The sequence below is a fragment of the Paraburkholderia sp. genome (genome assembly GCF_024281035.1).
Classification (GTDB): Bacteria; Pseudomonadota; Gammaproteobacteria; order Burkholderiales; family Burkholderiaceae; genus Paraburkholderia.
The window spans coordinates 1-20,284 of the sequence record NZ_JAMXLH010000045.1 but is presented as its reverse complement, the minus strand read 5'-3'; the positions used below and the strand labels follow the sequence as shown (position 1 = coordinate 20,284).

Sequence of the window (20,284 nt, the reverse complement as noted above, 5' to 3'; positions counted from 1 at the left end):
TGCGGATCGGCTGTGCGGATCGATTGCACCGAATGCGGATGTCCGAATAAGACAGAGGAAAAACGTACATGCGTAGAGGATTCGCGCGCGTGCTCGATCAGATCGTCGGCGCGGGCTTTTCCAGTTGGGGCGTCGCGATCGGTTTGCTCGCCGCTGCCGCGTATGGCTATACGCCGGCCGGCGAGGTGCTGTTCGCGCCGCTCGACCGCCTTCACTGGGGGCTCGTTGCGCCGCGCGCGCGGCCGGTCAGCCGTAGCCGGGTCGCGACCGTCGTGATCGATGCGCGCACGGTCGCGGCGCTCGGGCCGGTCGCTGCCTATTCGCGGGCGACGGATGTGCGGCTGCTCGCGCGCCTGCATGGCGCGGCGGCCGTGTGTCTCGATTTCGCGATGGTGACGCCGCAACCGGAGGACGCACTGCTCGCGCCCGCAATCGCCCGGCATGGGCGCGTCGTGCTGAGCGCGCAGTCGAGCGCGCAGGTCGGCCACGCGGAGGTGGTGCTGCCGCCGTCGCCGGCGCTAGCCGCGGCGGCTGCCGCAATCGGCCAGCGCAATCTGCTCGTCGGGGCGGGCCATACGGTGCAGGGCATCGTGCCGTATCTCAAGGTGCGTGCGACGGGCGAGGAGGAGCCGCACGTGGTGCTGCAGGCGCTGCGCGTCGCGGGCGACGTCGAGCCGCTGCGCGATATTCGCCGCTTCATCCAGGCGCAGGTGTCGTCGATGGGGCAGATCGTGCCCGGCGCACTGGCGCTCGCGCTGCCGACGCATTTCAATCTCGATCAGTATTCCTATATCGACGTGCTCGAAGGGCGCGTGCCGGACAGCGCGCTGGCGGGGCGGATCGTATTCGTCGGCGACACGGCGACCGATCTCGCGGGCGGCCCATACCGGCTGTCCGCAGCGAGCGCGCCGCTGGCCCGCGTGCAGATCGACGCAATCGCCACCAATGCCTTGCTTCACGGCCGCATCGACCTGCGCGTGCCGCCGCTCGCGCAGATGGCGATCGGCGTGGGCATCGCGCTCGGCATGATCGCGATCTGCGTGCTCACGCCGCGCCGCCGTCTGAACCTGTTCGCATTCGGATGGGCGGTCTTCGTCATCGCGGCGCTGTCCGTGCTGCCGCAGGTGAGCCATCACTGGATGCCGGTCGGACCGGCGCTGGCGATCTGCGTACTCGTCTATGCGGTGTATGGCTGGCGGCGCGCGAACAATGCGCACAGTGCGCTGCAGCGCGAGCTGGACGTGCTGCGTTCCGGCACGGCGGGCGGCGTGCTGCCGCCGGTTTCGGACGATTCGCGGCCCATCGACGAGATCGGCGACCTGATGCGCCGCATTCGCGAATCCCGCACCGCGTATGTCGAACTGATTCAGTCGCTGCCGTATCCGGTGTTCGTCGAGCAGGGCTCGAAGCTCGTGCTGAGCAACGAGCAGGGGCGCGAGTTGCTCGACCTGCTCGCGGGCGACGATCAGGACGAGGCGCATCGCGCGATTCTCTCGCTCGCGCGCAAGGAAAGCGCCGCTGCAAAGGCGTCGTGCGAAATCCGCACGGCCGAGCTGACGCTGAACGGGCGCACGCAGATGATGATGGTGACGCCGTTCGGCGACGGCGCCGATCTCGCGGACGCGGGCAGCATGATCTGCTTCGTCGACGTGCACGAGATCAAGGCCGCGGCGGAGCGGGACCGGATGACGCTGCGGCACATGGCGCACGATCTGCGTAATCCGCTCGCGACGATGCTGCTGCTGCTCAACGAACACGGGGCGAGCGGGCGCCGCACGGACGCGGATTTTCTCGCGAACCTGCAGCGGCTCGTCGATTACAGCCTGCGCGTCGCGCAGGAATTCACGCAACTGTCGCGCGCCGAGCATCTCGATGCCCGCACCTATGTGCCGCTGGCCGCCGCGGATCTCGCGGCCGAGGCCGTCGATCAGGTCTGGCATGGCGCGGCGGCGAAGAAGATCGACGTCGAGGGGCCGCACGTGCACGGCGACGAGGCCTTCGTGCTCGGCAACCGCGACATGCTGTTGCGTTCGCTCATCAATCTGCTCGACAACGCGATCAAGTACTCGCCGCCTGGAACGACGGTCGATGTCCACGTCGAGACGCAGGATGTCGACGTGGTGATTCGCGTCGAGGATCGCGGCATCGGCATTGCCGCCGACGCGCTGCCGCATTTGTTCGAGCCGTTTTTTCAGGCAGCGGGTGCGAGCGACGATCCCGCGCTCGGCGTCGGTCTCGGGTTGCCGCTCGTGCAGGCGGTCGTTACGCGACACGGCGGCCGGATCGACGTCGCGTCGACGCCGGGCCGCGGCAGCAGCTTCACGATTCGTCTGCCGAGGGTCGAGGCGGACGCGCTGGCCGAATAGCGCGTTCAGCGAGAAAACCCCGCGAGCTTGCGTTCGCGGGGCGGGATGAGAAACGGCATGTGCATCCTTCGATGCCTGCCGCCTGCGCCGCGGCCGATATTCCGGCACGCGGCGCACGTCATTTTTCAGCCGGGGTTATCGACCCTGGTAGACCTCCCACGCCTGATCCCACGCCGTCCCCTTGCCGGGTTCGTACGCCCACGCAGCCAGCGAGCACCAGCCGCCGAACGGCGAGGGCTTGCAGCGGTAGAGCTTGCCGTGGTTGGAGACGATGTCGCCCGGGCCGTACTTCGTGCCTTCCTTGTACGACGGGTGCGAGCTGCCGCTTTCGCCGTTGCCGGAACCGTTACCGGAACCGTTGCCCGAGCCGCCGTTTTCGCCGCTGCCCGAACCGTTGCCGGAACCGTTACCCGAGCCGCCGCTTTCGCCGCTGCCCGAACCGTTGCCGGAACCGTTACCCGAGCCGCCGTTTTCGCCGCCACCCGAGCCGTTGCCGGAGCCATTACCCGAACCGCTGCTTTCGCCGATGAGCGTCCACGCGTCGGACCACGCGAAGCCCTTGCCCGGTTCATACGCGCTCGGCGCAGCGGAGCACCAGCCGCTGAACGGGAACGGCTTGCACTGATACAGCTTGCCGCCGTTCGTCACGACGTCGCCAGCTTTGTACTGCGTGCCCGGCTTGTACTGCGGATGTGCGCCGTTGCCGCCGCTTTCACCGCCGCCGTTGCCACCGTTACCGCCGCTTTCACCACCACCGTTACCACCATTGCCGCCGTTACCACCGCTTTCACCGCCACCGGTCTGCGCAGCCTTCACGAGCACCGAATGCTTCGCCGTCGCCGACAGCTTTCCGTCGCTGACCTTCACCTCGAACGTGAACGTCTTGTCGGCGCTGAGCGGCGGCGCCGTGAACGTCAGCGTCGCGCCGTTCTTCTGCGCTTCGATGCCGCCCGGCACCGTCCAGGCGAACGTGAGCTTGTCGCCGTCCGGGTCGCTCGATTTCGCAGCGGACAGCGTGACTGTCTGGCCCGCGTCGGCCGTTGCCGGGCCGCTCAGATGCGCGACGGGCGGCTGGTTCTCGGCCGGCGGTGCGATCGTCGCTTCGGCCTGCGCCGTCACCGTGACGCGCGCGCTCGACGAAAGTCCGGCCGGATCGGTCACCGTGACCTGAAACACGAAGTTCGTCTCCTGCTCGACGGCCGGGATCGCGACGCTCGCCTTCACGCTGGCCGCGTCGGCAATCGCGAGCGGCGCGCCTTGTACCTGCTCCCACTGGTAGGTCAGCTTGTCGCCATCCGGATCGCGCGACTTCGATGCGTCGAGCGTGACGGTCTGCGCGCCGTTCACCGTCATGTTCTGACCGGCGTTGGCGACCGGCGGATGGTTGGCCGGAGCGCTGCCGCCTTCATCGTGGCCGAGACCCGCGTGCATCGCGTTCAGGATGTCGCCGTCGTCGGCGTCGATTTCCCAGGAGAACAGGCCGCCCAGTTGTTGCGCGCGCACGTAGTCGCCCTTCGCGCGCACCGAGCGCGGATCGTCGAACGTGAGCAGGTCGCCCGTGCTCTTGTTGAACACATAGGGGCCTTCCGCGGCCTGGTCGTAGTGGTACTCGTAGCCGTTGATGCCGACGCCGTTCGCGCCGATCATCTTCGCCTTCAGTTCCTTGTAGTCGATGACGCCCTTTTCCCACTGGCCGGCGTGCGGCCCCTTCGCCGTGCCGGTGAACGGATTGCCGTCGGTGTAGCCCGACACGCCCGTCCAGCCGCGGCCATAGGCCGCCGCGCCGACGACGAGCTTCTTCGGATCGACGCCCTGCGCGATCAGCGCCTTGATCGAGTTGTCGGTCGTGTACACGGTGTCCGGCCTCCATGCCGGTGCGTACATCGCCGCCTGGTGACCCAGCTTCGTCAGACTGAACGCACCGTAGTAGTCGTACGTCATGTCGAAGATGTAGTCCATGTACTTCGTGGCGTCCTTGTAGTTCACCACGTCGATCTTGTCCTTGCCCGCGCCGATCGCGGACGTCAGCTGGTAGGTCTTGCCGGTTTCCTGCGACAGGCCGTCGAGCATCTGCCGCAGTTCCTTCATCAGCGTGACGTACAGCGGACCGTCCTTCACCGGATCGCCGATTTGCGGATTCGCGCCCTTGCCGCCGGGGAATTCCCAGTCGATGTCGACGCCGTCGAAGAACTTCCACGTGCGCAGCAACTGCTCGACGGAATCGACGAACACCTTGCGTTTGGCCGCATCGTGCATCTGGAAGAACGGGTCCGAAAGCGTCCAGCCGCCAATCGACGGCAGGATCTTCAGGTCCGGGTTGCGCTTCTTCGCGGCCATCATCTGGCCGAGCACGCCCTTGAGCTTCGAGTTCGTGCCCTGACCCGGCAGCGACTTCGCCATTTCGCCGTAGATGTCGTGGATCGCGACGCTGAAATCGGGCAGACCGGCGCAGCTCGACTGCAGCGTTCTGAACGAGCTCGGCATGTCATGCGCGAGCGACGCATTCACGTTCGCGCCGCCGCAGATCGGCACGAAGCCGTAGAGCAGGTGCGTGAGATTCTCGACCGGTACGTTGTCCACATTGAACTTGCGTTCATAGATCGACCACGTCGCGAAGTAGCTGCCGACCACCGAGCCCGACTTGTTCGCATACGGCTTGTGATGCGAGCTCGCGTTGTTCGGCAGGTCGTCCGCGAGTTCGGAGACGGTGTCGAACACGGTCACCGACAACGGCGTGCTGTCGCTGGATGCGCCGTTCGCGTCGATTGCGCGCACCTGCATCTTCTTCACGCCGGGCGTCGCCACGTTCGCGAAGACGGTGCCGCTTTGCGCCGTGCCCGGCGTCAACTGGATCTCGGAAGACGGGTCGACCACGCCGTCGACCACGGCGACGGCCTTCACCGCGGTGCCGCCGCTCCAGATGTTGAACGGCAGCGGCACGTTGACCTGCTGGTTCAGCTTGACGACGTCCTTGTAGGCGGGTGCGCCGCTATTGGCTTTTTCCAGATTGATCTCGACGAAGCCGTGCGGCTGCGACGTGATTTCGTACGCCTTGAGGTTGGGGGTGCCGGGCGCGGCGAGCGCCGCGTTCGCGAAACAAAGCGCGCTGGCCGCTGCAATCGTCGCGGTGACGAGTGCAGGGATTCCGCCGGCCGCGATGGCGGGCATCGGGTGGCGGGAAGATTTTTTCAAGCTCAATTTAATCGTCGTCCTTGATGAATGAAATGGGGGGCTGGGAAGCCCTGCGCATTGTTTTCATCCCGGACGGGACCGCCAATCAACCTCAACGTTGTCTCAACGCTGTCTCAGCGTTGTCTCAGCGTTGTCTCAGCGTTGTCTCAGCGTTTCCGGCCCCAAACCCCGATGCACGCCGCTGCGGCGATTCTTTGAGGAATTGTTAAGGATGATTTCCGGTGCGACAGCCTTCGTCGAAACTCCGTTCCGCGCTGCACGGATTGCCAATGGGTCACGCATTCGGCGACGCATCCGGCAGCGTATTCGCGCCGGAAGATTTGCCGGCAACGATCCACATTGCTATCGAAAGCGATATCGACTGACCGTTCATTCGACACCAGACTATGAGTAATCGCCGTACCCTCTTCAAACTGTCGCCGCTCGTCGCGTGCGCATCCATGTTCTTCGCCCAGCACGCGGCTGCGCACGGCTATCTGTCCGAGCCGCCGTCGCGCAACCTGCTGTGCAGCTCGCACGCGGGCAAGGCCCAGAACTTCAACTGCGGCCAGGTCACCTGGGAACCGCAAAGCGTCGAAGGCAAGCAGGGCTTCCCGCAAGCCGGCGCGCCGGACGGCCAGATCGCGAGCGGCGGCGTTTCGCAATTCAGCGAACTGAACGCGCAGTCGGTCGACCGCTGGAAGATCAACGACATCAAGCAGGGCGCGCACAACTTCAAGTGGGTGTTCACCGCACCGCACAAGACGAAGGATTTCAAGTACTACCTGACGAAGCAGGGCTGGAACCCGAACGCGAAGCTCACGCGCGATCAGTTCGACCTCACGCCGTTCTGCACGATCGACGCCCACGGCAAGAAAGCCGATGCTATCGGCGCGCATAACTGCACGATTCCAACGGATCGCACCGGCCATCACGTGATGCTGGCGACGTGGCACGTCGCGGATACGTCCAACATGTGGTACAACGTCGCCGACCTGAACATCAAGTCGGACGGCGGCGGCGCCCAGCCGGTCGAGCCGGTTGAGCCGGCCAAGCCGGAGTGGTCGACGGTCGGCAGCATTGCGCCGACGATGGACCTGAACGTCGGCGACACGGTCACGAACCGCGTGTTCAAGTCGAGCGGCGAAGTGCCGTCGATGAAGACGACGGTGACGATCGACAAGGCGGAGCAGGGCGAGCGCAACATGTGGTCGATGCTGCTCGCGAAGGAAATCAACCGCGCGCAAAGCGCGAGCCTGCTTGCAGGCATCGAGCGTGACGGCGTCATCGAACCGGCGCTCGGCAAGAACGACGTGTATGCGAAGAGCGGCAGCGGCGTCGTGCGCACCGAGACGACGATCGAGCAAAAGCCCGAAGTCGGCATTGACGAAGGCTTCAGCATCACGAGCAACTCCGAGTTCAAGATCCAGAACGGCAAGGCGACCGCGAAGTTCTTCGTGAAGTTCAACCACCAGAAGGACACGAACGTCGCAGTGAAGGTGTACGACGCAGCGAATTCGCTGGTCGGCTCGAAGTCGCTGAAGATGCAGACGCAGGGCGACGTGAGCGTCGACATCGCGAACGCGAAGGCGGGTGCGCATACGGCGGTTGCGACGTCGCAGATCGACGGCGGCACGCTGAAGCAGGAAACCATCACATTCAAGCTGATCGGCGAAGCCACTGGCGGCGAGACCGGCGGCACCGGCGCGAAGTGCCACGCTGAATGGAAGAACGGCACGGCGTACAAGACCAACGGCAAGGTGCAGTACAAGGGCCGCGTTTATCAGGCTCGCTGGTGGACTCGCGGCGAGATGCCGGGCGATCCGGCGACCACCGGCCCGGACTACTCCGGCAAGGTCTGGCGGGATCTGGGCACCTGCAGCAAGTAAGTCGTTGCTTTGACTTCGAAGACCGCGCATCGGCTCGATGCGCGGTTTTTTTCGTTTCCCCGGCGACTTTTGAGACTTCGTTGAGCTTGATTGAGGCGATGTCGATCAGCCGGGAAAATGCCTTCATCGACAGTCTTCACGCATCTCTTCTGGCGCCGCGCCATGCAGGCGTTGCAACCCGGCGCGCCGCACCGGACCTCGATCGACACCGATCGTCATCCCAACGAGGACAGAAATCTTGAAACTCAATCGTGCATTTCGCGCGGGCAGACCGCTGCGCGCGCAACAAGGCTTCACGCTGCTCGAACTGCTGGTCGTGCTGCTCATCATCGCGCTGCTCGCGGGCTATGTCGGCCCGAAGCTCTTTTCGCAGGTCGACAAGGCGAAGGTCAAGACGACCGAGGCGCAGATGAAGACGCTCGGCGACGCGCTCACGCAGTTCCGTCTCGACACGGGCCGCTATCCGGGTGCGGAGGAAGGGCTCGACGCGCTGGTTGCCGAGCCTCAGGCCGCGGAAGGCTGGAACGGGCCGTATCTCGCGAAGGCGGTGCCGAGGGACGCGTGGGGGCGTGCGTATCAATGGAACGTGCCGGGCCGCGACAGCGAGGCGGAAATCGTCTCGCTGGGGCGTGATGGCCGACAGGGCGGGAGTGGGGTCGATGCGGATCTCGTCTACGGCATGTAAGCGCAGCTTGCGCGCGCAAGCGTGCAAGCTGCTCGCGATGGCAGGCATGGCGGTGTGCGCGACCTGCGCCGCCGCGAAGGATTGCTGGACCCGCGCGGGCGAACGTTACGGCATCGATCCGCTGCTGCTCGCGGCCATTGCGAAGGTCGAATCCTCGATGGACCCCCGTGCGTTCAATCGCAACAGCAACGGCACCTACGACATCGGCCTCATGCAGATCAACAGCACGCACCTGCCGCGCCTCGTCAAAGTGGGCGTGACGCGCAAGCGGCTGATCGACGAGCCGTGCACGTCGATCGACACGGGTGCGTCGATCCTGGCGGGCTTCATCGACCGCCACGGCTATACGTGGAATGCGGTCGGCGCGTACAACGCCGGTTCGTCGCCGAAGCGCGCGCCGGCTCGCAAGGCGTATGCGACGAAGGTGTGGGAAACGTACACCGAGCTCACGCGAGATCGCGCGACGAGCATGGCCGAACTCGCGCAGTGGGCGCAATGAGCACGCAGGCATTCGACGTTCGCCTGCTTGTCGACGGCAAGCTGGTCGAGCGCGTCGTTCACGGCCGCGACGCAGCGGATGTGCGCGCGCAGCTCGGCGCGTCGTCGGGGATCGTGCTGAAGATCGGCCGCCGCGCGCGCTTTGGCGCGCGCCGCAAGGCGCCGGCTTTCGCGCTCACGCTGTTTTTGCAGGAGCTGTCGACGCTGCTCGACGCGGGCCTCGTGCTGATCGAGGCGCTCGAAGCGCTGCGCGACAAGGCGGGCGCGGATCGCGGATCGAAACCCGTGCTCGACCGCGTGGTCGGGGTGATGGTCGAGGGTCAGCCGTTCTCGAAGGCGCTTGCGAAGCAGCCGGACGTGTTTCCGGCGCTGCTCGTCGCCACCATCGAATCGGCGGAAGGCAGCGGCCAGTTGCCGGTCGTGCTGAAGCGCTATCTGCAGTACGAAATGCGCATTGCGCAGATTCGCAAGCGGGTGACGGACGCGCTCGTCTACCCGGCGCTCGTGATCGGCATCGGCTGCGCGATTCTGATGTTCATGGCGTTTTTCGTGATTCCGCGCTTCGCGACGGTGTTCGAAACCATGAACACGCTGCCCGCGACCGCGCGCGCGATGCTCGCGTGGTCGAACCTGCTGGCGAAGCACGGCGGCGCGATGGGCGTCGCGCTCGCGGCGGCGGCAGTGCTCGCAGTCGGCGCAATCCGCGGCGGCGCGGCAAAGCGGCTGGGCGCGAGGCTGATGTGGCGCGTGCCGAAAGTGCGCGACATCGCCGGGCTATTCGCGCTGACGCGTTTCTACCGCACGACGGGTCTTCTCATCGAAGGCGGCACGCCCGCGCTCGGCGCGCTCGAACTTGCGGGCAAGACGCTGCCCGCGCAGCATCGCGCACGGCTCGATACCGCGCTCGTCGAGCTGCGTGCGGGCCGAACGGTATCGGCCGTGCTCGCGCAGCACGCGCTGACGACGCCGGTCGCCGAACGGCTGCTGCGGGTCGGCGAACAGAGCGGCGATCTCGGCGGGATGTGCGAGCACATCGCGCAGTTCCACGATTCGGCGCTCGACCGCGCAATCGAAATGGCCAGCAAGGTGTTCGAGCCGGTGCTGATGCTCGTGGTCGGCGGCATCGTTGGCGCGGTGGTCGTGCTGCTCTATATGCCGATTTTCGAACTCGCGGGCAGCATTGGCTGACCGCTCCGCAGCGTGATGCGCGGCCCGAACCGGGCAGGATAACTGAACATGCCTACGAATTTTCTCGCCGGACTCTGGCAAACCGAAGCGGCCGACGCCGGGCTCGGCATCGCCGACTACGTTTCGCGCCTGATCGCCAGCGACCCGCGCCTGCTCGACGAAGCGGCCGTCGCGCTCGGCGTGCACGCGTTTCAGCCGGATGTGCTGCAAGCGGCCGGGACGCGTTTCGACCTGCTGCCGCTGCATGACGCGTTGACGCTGCGCGTGCTGCCGGTCGAGCTCGACGGCGCGCCGTATTTCGTGCTGGCCGATCCGTTTTCGCGTGCGGCGCGCGACGCATTGCTCGCGCGCTTTCCCAATGCGTCGGCGGTGACCGCGATGAGCATGCCGGGCGAAGTCGAGCGGCTGCTGCAGGATGCCGAAGCGACCGAGCGGCTGATGGACGGCGACGTGACGCTCGGCCCGCACGGCGATTCGCTCGCGCAGGCCATCGAGTCGATCACGCCCGCGAGCATCGCGAAGGACGAAAGCCCGATCATCCGGCTCGTCAACATGACGCTGTACGACGCGCTGCAAAGCCGTGCGAGCGACATTCACCTCGAAGCGGCGCCGGACGGGCTGGCAATCCGCTACCGGATCGACGGCGTGCTGCAGGCGATCCGGCGCATTCCGGGCGTCGATGTCGCGACGCAGACGATGTCGCGCCTCAAGGTGCTCGCGTCGCTCGACATCGCCGAAAAGCGCGTGCCGCAGGACGGCCGCTTCAAGGTCGTTTTGCAAGGGCGCGAGATCGATTACCGCGTGTCGGTCATTCCGGGCACGCATGGCGAGAATGCGGTGCTGCGCGTGCTCGACAAGTCGCAGCGCGGCGAGCGGATCAGCCTCGACGTGCTCGGTTTCGACGCGCGCACCGCGCGGCGCGTGCGTGCGCTCGCCAACCGGCCATACGGGCTGATGCTCGCAACCGGCCCGACCGGCAGCGGCAAGTCGACGACGCTCTATGCGGTGCTGTCCGAGCTTAATCACGGCGAAGACAAGATCGTCACCATCGAAGACCCGGTCGAATACGAACTGCCCGGCGTGCTGCAGATTCCCGTCAACGAGCGCAAGGGACTGACCTTCGCGCGCGGGCTGCGCGCGATCCTGCGGCACGACCCGGACACCGTGATGGTCGGCGAGATCCGCGACGAGGAAACGGCCTCGATTGCGGTGCAGTCCGCGCTGACCGGCCACCGCGTGCTGTCGACCGTGCACGCGAACGACGGCTTCAGCGTGATCGATCGCTTCATCTACATGGGCGTCGAACCGTCGACGTTTCTTGAGGCGCTGAACGGCGTCGTGTCGCAGCGGCTCGTGCGGCGCATCTGCGCCACGTGCGGTAACACGGACGGCGGTGCGCACGGCGACGGCAGCGCGCTCGAGGGCGCGTCGCTCGACGATCTGCGCCAATTCGTGACGCCGGGCGCGGGCTGCGACGCGTGCCGCGGCACCGGTTATCACGGCCGGATCGGACTTGCCGAGATTCTGACGCTCGACGCGGCGATGAAATCGGCGCTGCTTGCGCGCTCGCTCGACAGGCGCGAGCAGGCGCTTGCGGGCAACGCTGACTACCAGTCCATGCGCGACGCCGCGCTGGCGGCGATTCGCCAGCGCTTGACCACGTTCCAGGAGGTGCAGCGTGCAATCGATCTTCAATGATGTCCATGCCGTCGCGGATGCGCAGCGGCTGCGCGTCTGGACCGGCGCCGGGGCGCGCGATTACGCCGGCGAGCCGGCGTTCGCGGCGGAGCACGGCGGCGATCCGGCGGTTGCGCTCGCAACGGTGCTCGGCGCGCTGCCGAAGGTGCGCGGCGCGTTTCGCAACCGGCTCTATCTGCGCATCGGGCATCCGTGGGCGCATGCGGCGGTGTTGCCGTGGCAGTCGGGCCTGTGCTCCGAATCCGCGTGGCAAGCCTATGCCCGCGCACTGTTCGAGGCGCGTGCGCTGCGCGTGCCGCTTGCGGTGCGCGTCGCGTATGCGCGCTTCGGCAGCGCGCGGCTCGCGGTTGCGCTGCACGACGACGTGCTGCGCGCCTGCGCCGAGGTCAGCCGTGCGGCGGGCTGGCAACTCGCGGGCTGCCGCGATGCACTTTCGGCAGCGTTATCTGCTGCGCTGCGGAAACAACGGGCGAGCCTCGGGACGGGTGATTGCTGCTTCGTGCTGTTGCAGCCCGGTGTCGTGACGTGCCTGTTCCGCTGCGATGGCGAATGGCGCGATGTTGTCACGCTGCCGCGCCATGCCGGGCAGCATCTCGGCGATCTGATTGGCGCCGCGGCGCTGATGTGCGCTCAGCCGCCCGATGGCCGGACCTTCGTGAGCATGCTCGACGCGCACGAGCGCATCGACGAGTGCATCGACATGCGCGATGGCAAGGACGACGCTCACGTTCACGATGGCGGCGCGACGCTGCTCGATCGGCTCCAGGCCGAGGTGGCGGCATGAGGTCGCTGGACTTCGCGCCCGTGCGGCGCCGGATTACGCCATGGGCCGCCGCCATGATCGGCGCGGCGGCGCTCACCGCCGCATTCGCCGCCGAGGAGGCGGTGCGCGTCGATGCGTTGAATGACGAAGTCGAACAGATCCAGGCGCAGCTCGACCAGCGGCAGCGCGCGCACGAACGCGAACAGCGCCGCCGGAAGAGCATGACGCCGGAGCAGAAACGGATCGAGCGTGTGATCGCCGCGCAGCAGACGCACACGGAAGGCTCGGCGCTGCCGGTCGTCGACCGGATCGAGCGCGCCTGGACGCCGGACCTCGCGCTGACCTCGCTGAGCGTCGACAAGGCAGGCACCGTCGCGCGGATCGAAGGCGGCGCGGCAAGCCTGTCGCATATCTATCAGTTCGTCGAACGTTTGAACGACGGGCGCGCCGAACGGCGCACCGGCCTGCTGCAGCACCGCGCGAAGGTGGTCGATGGCCGGACGATCCATCTCTTCAGCGTGAGCGTCGAATGAACATGAACATCAGGACCCGCATCGATTTCGGCCAGTTGCGCGAGCGTGCCCGCTGGCGCGCTTACGCGGCTGGACGCCGGCTCGGCGTGCCAGGACTCGCGGCTGTGGCCGTGCTCGCCGCCGTGCCGGTTGCCTGCGCCTGCTATTTCAACCCCGAGACGGAACGGCTCGATGCAGAGCGGGCCGCCGCACGCAAGGCGCTCGCCGCGATACAGAAGCCGGGCGCGGCGCAGAACGCGCACGGCATGACGCTGCGCGACGTGCAGAAGCTGCGGGTGCGCGAACAGGCGTATTCGGTGTTCGAGCTGCTTGAGCAGAACGGCATCGCGCGCAAACACGCGACCTACCGGCACGAGATCGAGGCGAAAGGCAAGTTGCGTCGGCTGACGATCGACATCGCCGCGTCGGGACCGTATGCCGGGCTGCGCGAGGCATTGCGTGCGATCGCGGATCAACCGATGGCGAGGGTCGAGAGCGTCGCGCTCGAACGCGACAGGATCGACACCGCGCAGCTTGAGATCAACCTGCGCGTGAGCCTGCTGGGGCCGGACGCATGACGGCCTCGCTTCGCACCCGGCAACGCGTCGCGCGCGCGGCGTCGCTCGCATTTGCCGTGGCGGCGTTAGCTGCCGTGGCGCCCCTCACGTCCGTTGCATTCGCTGACGAACCCGTTGGCAACACAACCGATGTGTCCGCATCGGTCGATCTGTTTCCTGCGCAACGTTGGGACGCGCTCGGCGAGCTTGCTGCACCCGAGATTCCCGAGATGCCTGCGCAGATCGATCCCGACGCGTTCGGCGGCGCCGACGTCGCCGCGCCCGAGCCCGAACCCGAACCGGCTGCGCCGCCGTTCGCGGTGACAGGCGAATGGCGCGAGGGCGGGCGGCGCGTGGTTGTGCTCGAAACCATGCTCCAGGCCGCGCCCGAAACCGGACCCGAACTGCGGCTCCTCTGCGAACGTCGCTGCGACGTGCGCGGCGCGGTCGGACCGGGCGACGAGATCGCCCCCGGCTACCGGCTGAAGCACCTGACCGATCGCGAGGCGTTGATTGTCGACGCCAACGGCGCCGAAATCGCGCTGCCCACGCCGGGACTCACGCCCTGAGTCCGGCTCCTTTCAACCTGCATCGAACCTCATCATGAAACGTGTCGCCAGTCTGCTCGTCCTGCTCGCAGCGTTCTCGCTGACGGGCTGCGCGGGCACCGCATTCCACTCCGTTGCGCCGGATACCGCGTCCGCGGCCAACGAACTCGCCGCGCTGAAGACGCGGCAGCAGGCCGCCCCGGACGATCTCGATCTCGCCGCCGCCGTGCCGACGCGCCAGCAGGACTACGTGCGCATCGAGCTGAAAGAGGCCGAAGCCGATGCGTCGCAAGGCGAATACGGGGCCGCGATCGAGCATCTCGCCAACGTGCTGCGCGAGGAGCCCGGCAACCTGAAGGCGCAACAGGATCTGCACCGGATCGAGCGCCGCCAGCAGATACAGATCGACTATGCGCGCGCGGCGCGCCTGCGCGACAGCCGCCCGCAGGAAGCGCTCGAAATCGTGCGCGGCATCCTCGCGGAGCAGCCGAACCACCCGGAGTCGAAGCGCCTGAACGACGCGCTGCTGCGCGCGTCGAAGGCGAGCCGCACCACGCGGCCGCAGCTCGCCGACGCGCTGCGCAAGCCGGTGTCGCTGAATTTCCGCTCGCAGCCGCTGTCGGGCATCTTCGACGTGATCTCGCGCATGTCCGGCGTGAACTTCGTGTTCGACCGCGACGTGCAGGTCGATCAGCCCGCGACGCTGCTCGCCGGGCGCACGACCGCCGAGGACGCGATCAACCTGCTGCTGCGCACCAACCAGCTCGACAAAAAGGTGCTCGACAAGCACACGCTGCTGATCTACCCGGCGCAACCCGACAAGGTGCGCAACTACCAGGAGTTCGCGCTGCGCACGTTCTTCCTGTCGCATGCGGATGCGAAATCCGTGATGGCCGCGCTGCGCCAGATGATCAAGCCGAAGGACGTGTACGTCGACGAGCGCATCAACGCGGTCGTTGTGCGCGATACGCCGGAAACGATCCAGGTCGCCGAGCGCATCGTGATGGGACTCGACATTGCGCAGTCGGAAGTCACGCTCGACGTGCAGGTGCTCGAACTCAACATGAACGACAAGATCGATCTGGGCGTCCAGTATCCGGGAAGGATCCAGTTCAACGCGCCCGGCGGCGACGGTTCGCTGCCGACGACGCTTGGCGACCTGCTCCGGATCAACCGCGACCGGATCGGCGTGTCCGGCGATACCGGCGTGCTGTCGGCGGCGATCAATATGCTGCAGAAGCAGGGCAAGACGAAGACGCTCGCGAATCCGAAGATCCGCGTGCGCAACATGGAGAAGGCCAACATCAAGATCGGCGAGCGCGTGCCGATCGTCACGACGACCAACGCGAACGGCGTCGTCAGCGAATCGGTCAGCTACCAGGACGTGGGCCTGATCCTGAAGGTCGAGCCGCGCATCAGCCTGAACGACGAAGTGAGCGTGAGGGTGAACCTCGAAGTCAGCAGCATTCTGTCGAAGGAAACGACGAAGACAGGCCTCGTTGCGTATGCACTCGGCACGCGCAACGCCGAGACGCTGATGACCGCGAAGAACGGCGAGACGCAGATCCTCGCGGGCCTCGTCAAGCGCAGCGAAAGCGACGACATCATCGGGCTGCCGGGGCTGTCCGGGCTGCCCGTGATCGGCCGCCTGTTCGGTACGAACGCGACGGCCAGCGAGAAGTCCGAGATCGTGCTGCTGGTCACGCCGCACATCGAGCGCAACCTCGACCTGCCGGAAGCGGCCGTGACGACGTTCTTGTCCGGCACGGAAACCCGCATCACAACCGAGGCGCTGACGCTCGATGCCGCGTTCGCGCCGGGCGCTGCGGCCCGCACGACGCCGCCCGAACTCGACGAGCCGATTCTGCCCGGCGATGCGGATGATGAAGCGGCGGATGAAGCGGCCGATGAAGCGGCGGGTGAAGCGACCGGCCCGGCCGGTGCGGAGCAATCGAACGCACCGCAGGCGGCCGCACGCCCGGACGATGCAGAGGCCGAGGATGTCGACGCGCATTCGCCGCACGGCACGGGAATGATGCGGACGCGCGGCGCCGAAGCCACGGCGCCGCATCCGCAAACGAACGCGGATCGATTCGTGCGCGCGCTGGATGCGGCCTTACGGCTTCCGGCCGCGCCCGGCACGTCGGCGCGCATAGCCGTGCGCTCCGGAGCATTGACGTGACGGCACGGCCCCGCCGCCGCGCGCGCGGCTTCACGCTGATCGAGCTGCTCGTGGCGTTGACGCTGCTCGCGTTGCTCGCGACCGTCGCGCTGCCGCTGTCCGATCTCGTCAAGCGGCGTGCGAACGAGGCGGAACTGCGGCGCGCGCTGGTGACGATCCGCACCGCGCTCGACGCATACAAGCGCGCGGCTGACGCGGGCCGCATCGAACGCAGTGTCGACGAGAGCGGCTATCCGGAGGATCTGCGCACGCTTGTCGACGGCGTCGAGGACAAGAAGAGTGCGAATGGCGAACGTCTCTATTTCCTGAGGCGGATTCCGGTCGACCCGATGTGCGAATGCGAAGGCACTGCGCCGGAAGCGATGTGGGAAACCCGCAGCTACGCCAGCGATCCGGACGCGTTCTCGCCGGGCGCCGACGTGTTCGATGTGCGCTCACGCAACCGAATGGAGGGGCTGAATGGCGTCCCGTACCACCAGTGGTAGGCGCACGCGCGGCTTCACGCTGATCGAACTGCTCGTCGTGATGGCGATCATCGCGGCGCTGACGGCGCTCGTCGCGCCCGGCTATCTGAAGCAGGGCGACCGCGCGAAGGAAACCGTGCTGCGCCACAATCTGAACACGCTGCGCGAGTCGATCGACGACTACCGCGCGGATCACGGGCGCGATCCGGACTCGCTGCAGGCGCTCGTCGATGGCCGCTATCTACGCGACGTGCCGATCGATCCGCTGACCGGCAGGCGCACCACCTGGGTGCTCGTGCCGGGCGAAACCGGTGGTGTGTACGACGTGAGGAGCGGCGCGAAGGGCCGTGCGCTGAACGGGGGCGAGTATGCGGCGTGGTGAGCGCGGGCCGCATAGTCGGCGCGATTCGGCGCGCGGCATCGCGTATCTCGGGGTGCTGTTGCTGACCGGTGCGCTGGCGCTCGGCGCGACCCAGGCCGCGCGGATCTGGAAGACGGTCCAGCAGCGCGACCGCGAAGCGCAACTGCTGTTCGTCGGCGACCAGATTCGCCAGGCGATCGCGCATTATTACAATTCGGCGGAGGGCAGCCGGTTCCCGGCGTCGCTCGATGCGCTCGTCGAAGACCGTCGCGGTCCGCAGCCGTTGCGCCATCTGCGGCGCGTGTATCCGGACCCGCTGACGCGCAGCCGCGAATGGGGCCTCATCGAGGCGCCGGAAGGCGGCGTGATGGGCGTCTACAGCAAAGCGGAAGGCAGGCCACTGAAGCAACAGGGTTTCCCGGACGACTATGCGGGCTTCGACGGCAAGGACGCGTATGCTGACTGGGCGTTCGTGTATCTGCCGTCGCCGATAGCCGCCTCACCGCAGGCATCGACGACATCGTCGGCATCGCCTGGCAGTCCGTAAAGCCCATCGAACAGGGAGTGGAAATGATTGTCGGTATTCTGGAAGACATGGTGACCCAGGCGAATACCGTGGCTGCCTGGCTGGAGAAGGCGGGGTATGACGTGATCGTGCGCCACGACGGCGACAGCTTCATCGCGCTCGTGCAGAACCAGCGCGTGGACGTGCTGCTGCTCGACTGGGACGTGCCGGGCAAGTCGGGCGTCGAGGTCATGAGCTGGGTGCGCGGCCAGTTCGGCGGGCAGATGCCGATCGTGATCATGACGCATCACGACGGCGAGGAGGACATCGTCTACGGCCTGAACAACGGCGCCGACGACTACCTGATCAAGCCGTTGCGCGAGCGCGAGCTGATCGCCCGCGTTGGCGCGCAGGCGCGCAAGTATTACCCCGAGCAGCGCCAGGGCAAGCGCATCGAAATCGGCCACTTCGCGCTGGATCCCGAGGCACACGCGGCGCTCGTCGCGGACGTGCCGGTCGAGCTGTCGCAGCGCGAGTTCGATCTCGCGCTGATGTTGTTCGAGAACGTCGGGCGGATCGTGCCGAAGGATGCGCTGATCAAGCGGATCTGGGGCGGCATCGACCGTAAATACGACGCGACGCTCGCGACCTATGTCAGCAAGCTGCGCTCGCGTCTCGGGCTGCGTTCGAAGAACGGGCTCGTCATTTCCACGATCTACAACCACGGCTATCGGCTTGAACGGGTGTAATCCCCGGGCGCATCGGCGCGCGGCCGGATCGGCGGTCCGCGTCAGCAGTTCGTCAGCAACGCGTCGCGCCAAGCCACGCCGCTCGCACACCACGAGGCGCATCGCTCGATGCGCGGAATCGACGCCAATATTCGGTAACGGATGAGCCGTCTGTCGCCGCCGCCACGGTGGAATAGCGCCCCGGCGCCGGTCGTTTTGGAGTTGACACGTACGTGCAGTCCGGCGTCGCCGCTCGGCCCACGGCAGAATGCGCGCCGCGTGCCAGGCGTATCGATGGGGTCTTCACGGCACCGGCGCGCATCGCGCACGCCGCGTGACCGGTCCATCGCCAGGGGCGACATCATGCGCAAACTTCCCGGCTTCGCCATTGTGTGCTGCGCGCTGGCGGTCGGTTCGACATCGGCCGTGTCGCAGCAAGTCATGGACACGCCGTCTGCTGGTCCCGTCTGCCGGACGGTCACGGGGACCGCCGACATTGACGGCGCGCCGCAGCAGTTCAGCGGCCTTGCGTGTCTGCAGCCGGACGGCACATGGACCATCGTGCAGGCCGACTACGGCACGCTCTCCTATCCCGCGGAGGCGTGGCCGGCCTACGGCTGGTGGCCGCCCGTGGCGGTTGGGGCGTCGTTCATCTTCATCGACCGCTTTCATCGTTTCCACCCGATAAGAACCGTCCGGTTCGTCCACCCCGGCATACGCGTCATGCCCGGCATGCATGGCGGCTTTCGTGGCGACGGCTTTCGTGGCGATGGTTTTCGAGGCGACGGCTTTCGAGGCGGCTTTCGCGGTGGCTTTCACGGCGGCGACATGATTCGGGGCGGTATGGGCGGCGGGCATCATCGCTAACGCCATGGCGATGGCGGGCGGTTGCGCGGGCGCCCGCTTTTTGTTCCGCGGCGTGGAGCCAGTCTTTCTTTGCAGCCTTGATACCAGGGCCTCCGCATCAAATTGCGTGCGCAATCAAAACGAGAATCATATGAGCACCATGCGGCGCGCTTGCGTGCGTATGCAACGCGTTGCGCTTCCTTGAGCTTCATGTGGACTTCGAGACGCTGCGTTGCGCCACCCGATCGGGGCGGTGCGCCGTGGCGCGCGTTGCGTGAAGAATGGACCTATGCGGGGTGCGTGGGGTGCGGCGGGCGAACAGACACGTTGCTGCATCTGCGCGGGTTATTTTGAGCCGATCGCGCGGAATTTGAGGGAGTGACTGCGCACATAAAGCAAGCACAGGGCGCGATCCTGTGCAATGATCGTGCGCAACTGCACCCGGCGCACACGGGTAAAACCCGACGCCACCATGACATCCGCCTGGCGGACACCAGGGTAAATGCAAGGGTGGTGCGTAAGTTTGGGGTAAGTGAGTGCGGTTATCGTCGTTCGAGGCTATATAAAACACAAAACGCAGTCTGCAATTGCAATGAAATAAATATATGGCCTTCTGTTGCTTGCTCGGCAGCTGAATTCATGAAGGAGACAAACGTATGCTGGAATCAGTCCTGCGGGAAGAGCGCGTGTTCGCGCCGTCCGCGCAAATGGTGGCGAACGCGACGGTGTCGGGCATGGATGCCTACAAGGCACTCTGCGCGGAAGCCGAGCGCGATTACGAGGGCTTCTGGGCGCGTCTTGCACGCGAAACCCTGAGCTGGCACAAGCCGTTCTCGAAGGTGCTCGACGAATCGAACGCGCCGTTCTACACGTGGTTCGAGGACGGTGAACTCAACGCTTCGTACAACAGCCTCGACCGTCACGTCGAAGCGGGCTTGGGCGAGCGCGTCGCGATCATTTTCGAAGCCGACGACGGCGCCGTCACCCGTGTCACTTACCGTGATCTGCTCGCGCGCGTGTCGCGCTTTGCGAACGCGCTCAAAAAGCGCGGCGTGAAGAAGGGCGACCGCGTCGTGATCTACATGCCGATGTCGATTGAAGGCGTGGTTGCGATGCAGGCGTGCGCACGCATCGGTGCGACGCATTCGGTGGTGTTCGGCGGCTTCTCGTCGAAGTCGCTCAACGAGCGCGTAGTGGACGTGGGCGCGGTCGCGCTCATCACCGCCGACGAGCAGATGCGCGGCGGCAAGGCGCTGCCGCTGAAGAACATCGCTGACGAAGCGCTCGCGATGGGCGGCTGCGAAGCGGTGCACAGCGTGATCG

At 66.4% G+C, this 20,284-nt stretch carries 19 protein-coding genes; 17 read left to right on the top strand and 2 right to left on the bottom strand.

What is annotated here, in order from left to right; all coding sequences use genetic code 11:
• Positions 1-68 precede the first annotated feature (68 nt).
• Entirely contained in the window at positions 69-2,366 is a 2,298-nt protein-coding gene (locus Q0L30_RS14260; protein ID WP_296657356.1) for a CHASE2 and HATPase_c domain-containing protein, read from the top strand.
• A 135-nt stretch (positions 2,367-2,501) separates the two neighbouring features.
• Here Q0L30_RS14260 and Q0L30_RS14255 read toward each other — a convergent pair whose 3' ends face one another.
• Positions 2,502-5,558, bottom strand: coding sequence for a glycosyl hydrolase family 18 protein (locus Q0L30_RS14255; protein WP_296657354.1), 3,057 nt, complete (start codon positions 5,556-5,558; stop codon positions 2,502-2,504).
• 386 nt (positions 5,559-5,944) lie between these two features.
• On the opposite strand from Q0L30_RS14255, the gene gbpA reads away from it, so the two are divergent.
• The 14 genes from gbpA to Q0L30_RS14185 all read left to right on the top strand — a co-directional run bounded on the left by gbpA (position 5,945) and on the right by Q0L30_RS14185 (position 18,136).
• The gene (gbpA, locus tag Q0L30_RS14250; protein WP_296657352.1) at positions 5,945-7,426 is read left to right on the top strand and encodes an N-acetylglucosamine-binding protein GbpA; all 1,482 of its coding nucleotides are present in this window, start codon (positions 5,945-5,947) and stop codon (positions 7,424-7,426) included.
• A 238-nt stretch (positions 7,427-7,664) separates the two neighbouring features.
• On the top strand, positions 7,665-8,111 hold the full coding sequence (gspG, locus tag Q0L30_RS14245) for a type II secretion system major pseudopilin GspG (protein ID WP_296657349.1): 447 nt from the start codon (positions 7,665-7,667) through the stop codon (positions 8,109-8,111).
• Positions 8,086-8,610: a lytic transglycosylase domain-containing protein gene (locus tag Q0L30_RS14240; protein ID WP_296657346.1), complete on the top strand. Its 525-nt coding sequence runs from the start codon at positions 8,086-8,088 to the stop codon at positions 8,608-8,610. Before gspG ends, Q0L30_RS14240 begins: the two co-directional genes overlap by 26 nt.
• The gene (locus tag Q0L30_RS14235) at positions 8,607-9,797 is read left to right on the top strand and encodes a type II secretion system F family protein (RefSeq protein ID WP_296657344.1); all 1,191 of its coding nucleotides are present in this window, start codon (positions 8,607-8,609) and stop codon (positions 9,795-9,797) included. The genes Q0L30_RS14240 and Q0L30_RS14235 overlap by 4 nt, the downstream gene beginning before the upstream one ends.
• A gap of 48 nt (positions 9,798-9,845) precedes the next feature.
• Positions 9,846-11,495 carry a GspE/PulE family protein gene (locus Q0L30_RS14230; protein WP_296657341.1) on the top strand — a complete coding sequence of 550 codons (1,650 nt, stop codon included), beginning with the start codon at positions 9,846-9,848 and terminating at the stop codon, positions 11,493-11,495.
• On the top strand, positions 11,476-12,279 hold the full coding sequence (locus Q0L30_RS14225; RefSeq protein WP_296657339.1) for a hypothetical protein: 804 nt from the start codon (positions 11,476-11,478) through the stop codon (positions 12,277-12,279). Before Q0L30_RS14230 ends, Q0L30_RS14225 begins: the two co-directional genes overlap by 20 nt.
• Positions 12,276-12,791: a hypothetical protein gene (locus Q0L30_RS14220; RefSeq protein WP_296657337.1), complete on the top strand. Its 516-nt coding sequence runs from the start codon at positions 12,276-12,278 to the stop codon at positions 12,789-12,791. The genes Q0L30_RS14225 and Q0L30_RS14220 overlap by 4 nt, the downstream gene beginning before the upstream one ends.
• A 2-nt stretch (positions 12,792-12,793) precedes the next feature.
• Positions 12,794-13,348, top strand: a complete 555-nt coding sequence (locus tag Q0L30_RS14215) for a hypothetical protein (RefSeq protein WP_296657334.1) — start codon at positions 12,794-12,796, stop codon at positions 13,346-13,348.
• Positions 13,345-13,896, top strand: coding sequence for a hypothetical protein (locus Q0L30_RS14210; protein ID WP_296657333.1), 552 nt, complete (start codon positions 13,345-13,347; stop codon positions 13,894-13,896). The genes Q0L30_RS14215 and Q0L30_RS14210 overlap by 4 nt, the downstream gene beginning before the upstream one ends.
• Positions 13,897-13,930: 34 nt before the next feature.
• Entirely contained in the window at positions 13,931-16,057 is a 2,127-nt protein-coding gene (locus Q0L30_RS14205; protein WP_296657331.1) for a secretin N-terminal domain-containing protein, read from the top strand.
• Positions 16,054-16,542 (top strand): type II secretion system protein, encoded by a 489-nt coding sequence (locus Q0L30_RS14200; RefSeq protein ID WP_367277826.1) that lies wholly within the window; start codon positions 16,054-16,056, stop codon positions 16,540-16,542. The genes Q0L30_RS14205 and Q0L30_RS14200 overlap by 4 nt, the downstream gene beginning before the upstream one ends.
• Positions 16,517-16,903, top strand: a complete 387-nt coding sequence (locus Q0L30_RS14195; protein ID WP_296657329.1) for a type II secretion system protein — start codon at positions 16,517-16,519, stop codon at positions 16,901-16,903. Before Q0L30_RS14200 ends, Q0L30_RS14195 begins: the two co-directional genes overlap by 26 nt.
• Entirely contained in the window at positions 16,890-17,429 is a 540-nt protein-coding gene (locus tag Q0L30_RS14190; protein ID WP_296657327.1) for a type II secretion system protein, read from the top strand. Before Q0L30_RS14195 ends, Q0L30_RS14190 begins: the two co-directional genes overlap by 14 nt.
• Before the next feature lie 23 nt (positions 17,430-17,452).
• A complete protein-coding gene (locus Q0L30_RS14185; protein WP_296657326.1) occupies positions 17,453-18,136 on the top strand; it encodes a response regulator transcription factor in 684 nt (227 codons plus the stop codon).
• Between the two features lie 41 nt (positions 18,137-18,177).
• Here the strand turns inward: Q0L30_RS14185 and Q0L30_RS14180 are convergent, their stop codons facing one another.
• Positions 18,178-18,480 (bottom strand): hypothetical protein, encoded by a 303-nt coding sequence (locus Q0L30_RS14180; RefSeq protein ID WP_296657324.1) that lies wholly within the window; start codon positions 18,478-18,480, stop codon positions 18,178-18,180.
• On the opposite strand from Q0L30_RS14180, the gene Q0L30_RS14175 reads away from it, so the two are divergent.
• Together Q0L30_RS14175 and Q0L30_RS14170 are read left to right on the top strand one after the other, a co-directional pair.
• Positions 18,479-18,982 (top strand): hypothetical protein, encoded by a 504-nt coding sequence (locus Q0L30_RS14175; protein WP_296657323.1) that lies wholly within the window; start codon positions 18,479-18,481, stop codon positions 18,980-18,982. The two genes, Q0L30_RS14180 and Q0L30_RS14175, sit on opposite strands and share 2 nt — an antisense overlap.
• Before the next feature lie 635 nt (positions 18,983-19,617).
• Positions 19,618-20,284 (top strand): AMP-binding protein (locus Q0L30_RS14170; protein ID WP_296657322.1); only part of this gene is annotated, 667 nt, incomplete at its 3' end.

Bases quoted from the DNA above. Each gene is read 5' to 3' on its own strand.
- Q0L30_RS14260 (WP_296657356.1), top strand. From the start codon at position 69: ATGCGTAGAGGATTCGCGCGCGTGCTCGATCAGATCGTCGGCGCGGGC.
- gbpA (WP_296657352.1), top strand. From the start codon at position 5,945: ATGAGTAATCGCCGTACCCTCTTCAAACTGTCGCCGCTCGTCGCGTGC.
- Q0L30_RS14240 (WP_296657346.1), top strand. From the start codon at position 8,086: ATGCGGATCTCGTCTACGGCATGTAAGCGCAGCTTGCGCGCGCAAGCG.
- Q0L30_RS14235 (WP_296657344.1), top strand. From the start codon at position 8,607: ATGAGCACGCAGGCATTCGACGTTCGCCTGCTTGTCGACGGCAAGCTG.
- Q0L30_RS14230 (WP_296657341.1), top strand. From the start codon at position 9,846: ATGCCTACGAATTTTCTCGCCGGACTCTGGCAAACCGAAGCGGCCGAC.
- Q0L30_RS14220 (WP_296657337.1), top strand. From the start codon at position 12,276: ATGAGGTCGCTGGACTTCGCGCCCGTGCGGCGCCGGATTACGCCATGG.
- Q0L30_RS14215 (WP_296657334.1), top strand. From the start codon at position 12,794: ATGAACATCAGGACCCGCATCGATTTCGGCCAGTTGCGCGAGCGTGCC.
- Q0L30_RS14210 (WP_296657333.1), top strand. From the start codon at position 13,345: ATGACGGCCTCGCTTCGCACCCGGCAACGCGTCGCGCGCGCGGCGTCG.
- Q0L30_RS14205 (WP_296657331.1), top strand. From the start codon at position 13,931: ATGAAACGTGTCGCCAGTCTGCTCGTCCTGCTCGCAGCGTTCTCGCTG.
- Q0L30_RS14195 (WP_296657329.1), top strand. From the start codon at position 16,517: ATGGCGTCCCGTACCACCAGTGGTAGGCGCACGCGCGGCTTCACGCTG.
- Q0L30_RS14190 (WP_296657327.1), top strand. From the start codon at position 16,890: ATGCGGCGTGGTGAGCGCGGGCCGCATAGTCGGCGCGATTCGGCGCGC.
- Q0L30_RS14185 (WP_296657326.1), top strand. From the start codon at position 17,453: ATGATTGTCGGTATTCTGGAAGACATGGTGACCCAGGCGAATACCGTG.
- Q0L30_RS14175 (WP_296657323.1), top strand. From the start codon at position 18,479: ATGCGCAAACTTCCCGGCTTCGCCATTGTGTGCTGCGCGCTGGCGGTC.
- Q0L30_RS14180 (WP_296657324.1), bottom strand. From the start codon at position 18,480: ATGATGTCGCCCCTGGCGATGGACCGGTCACGCGGCGTGCGCGATGCG.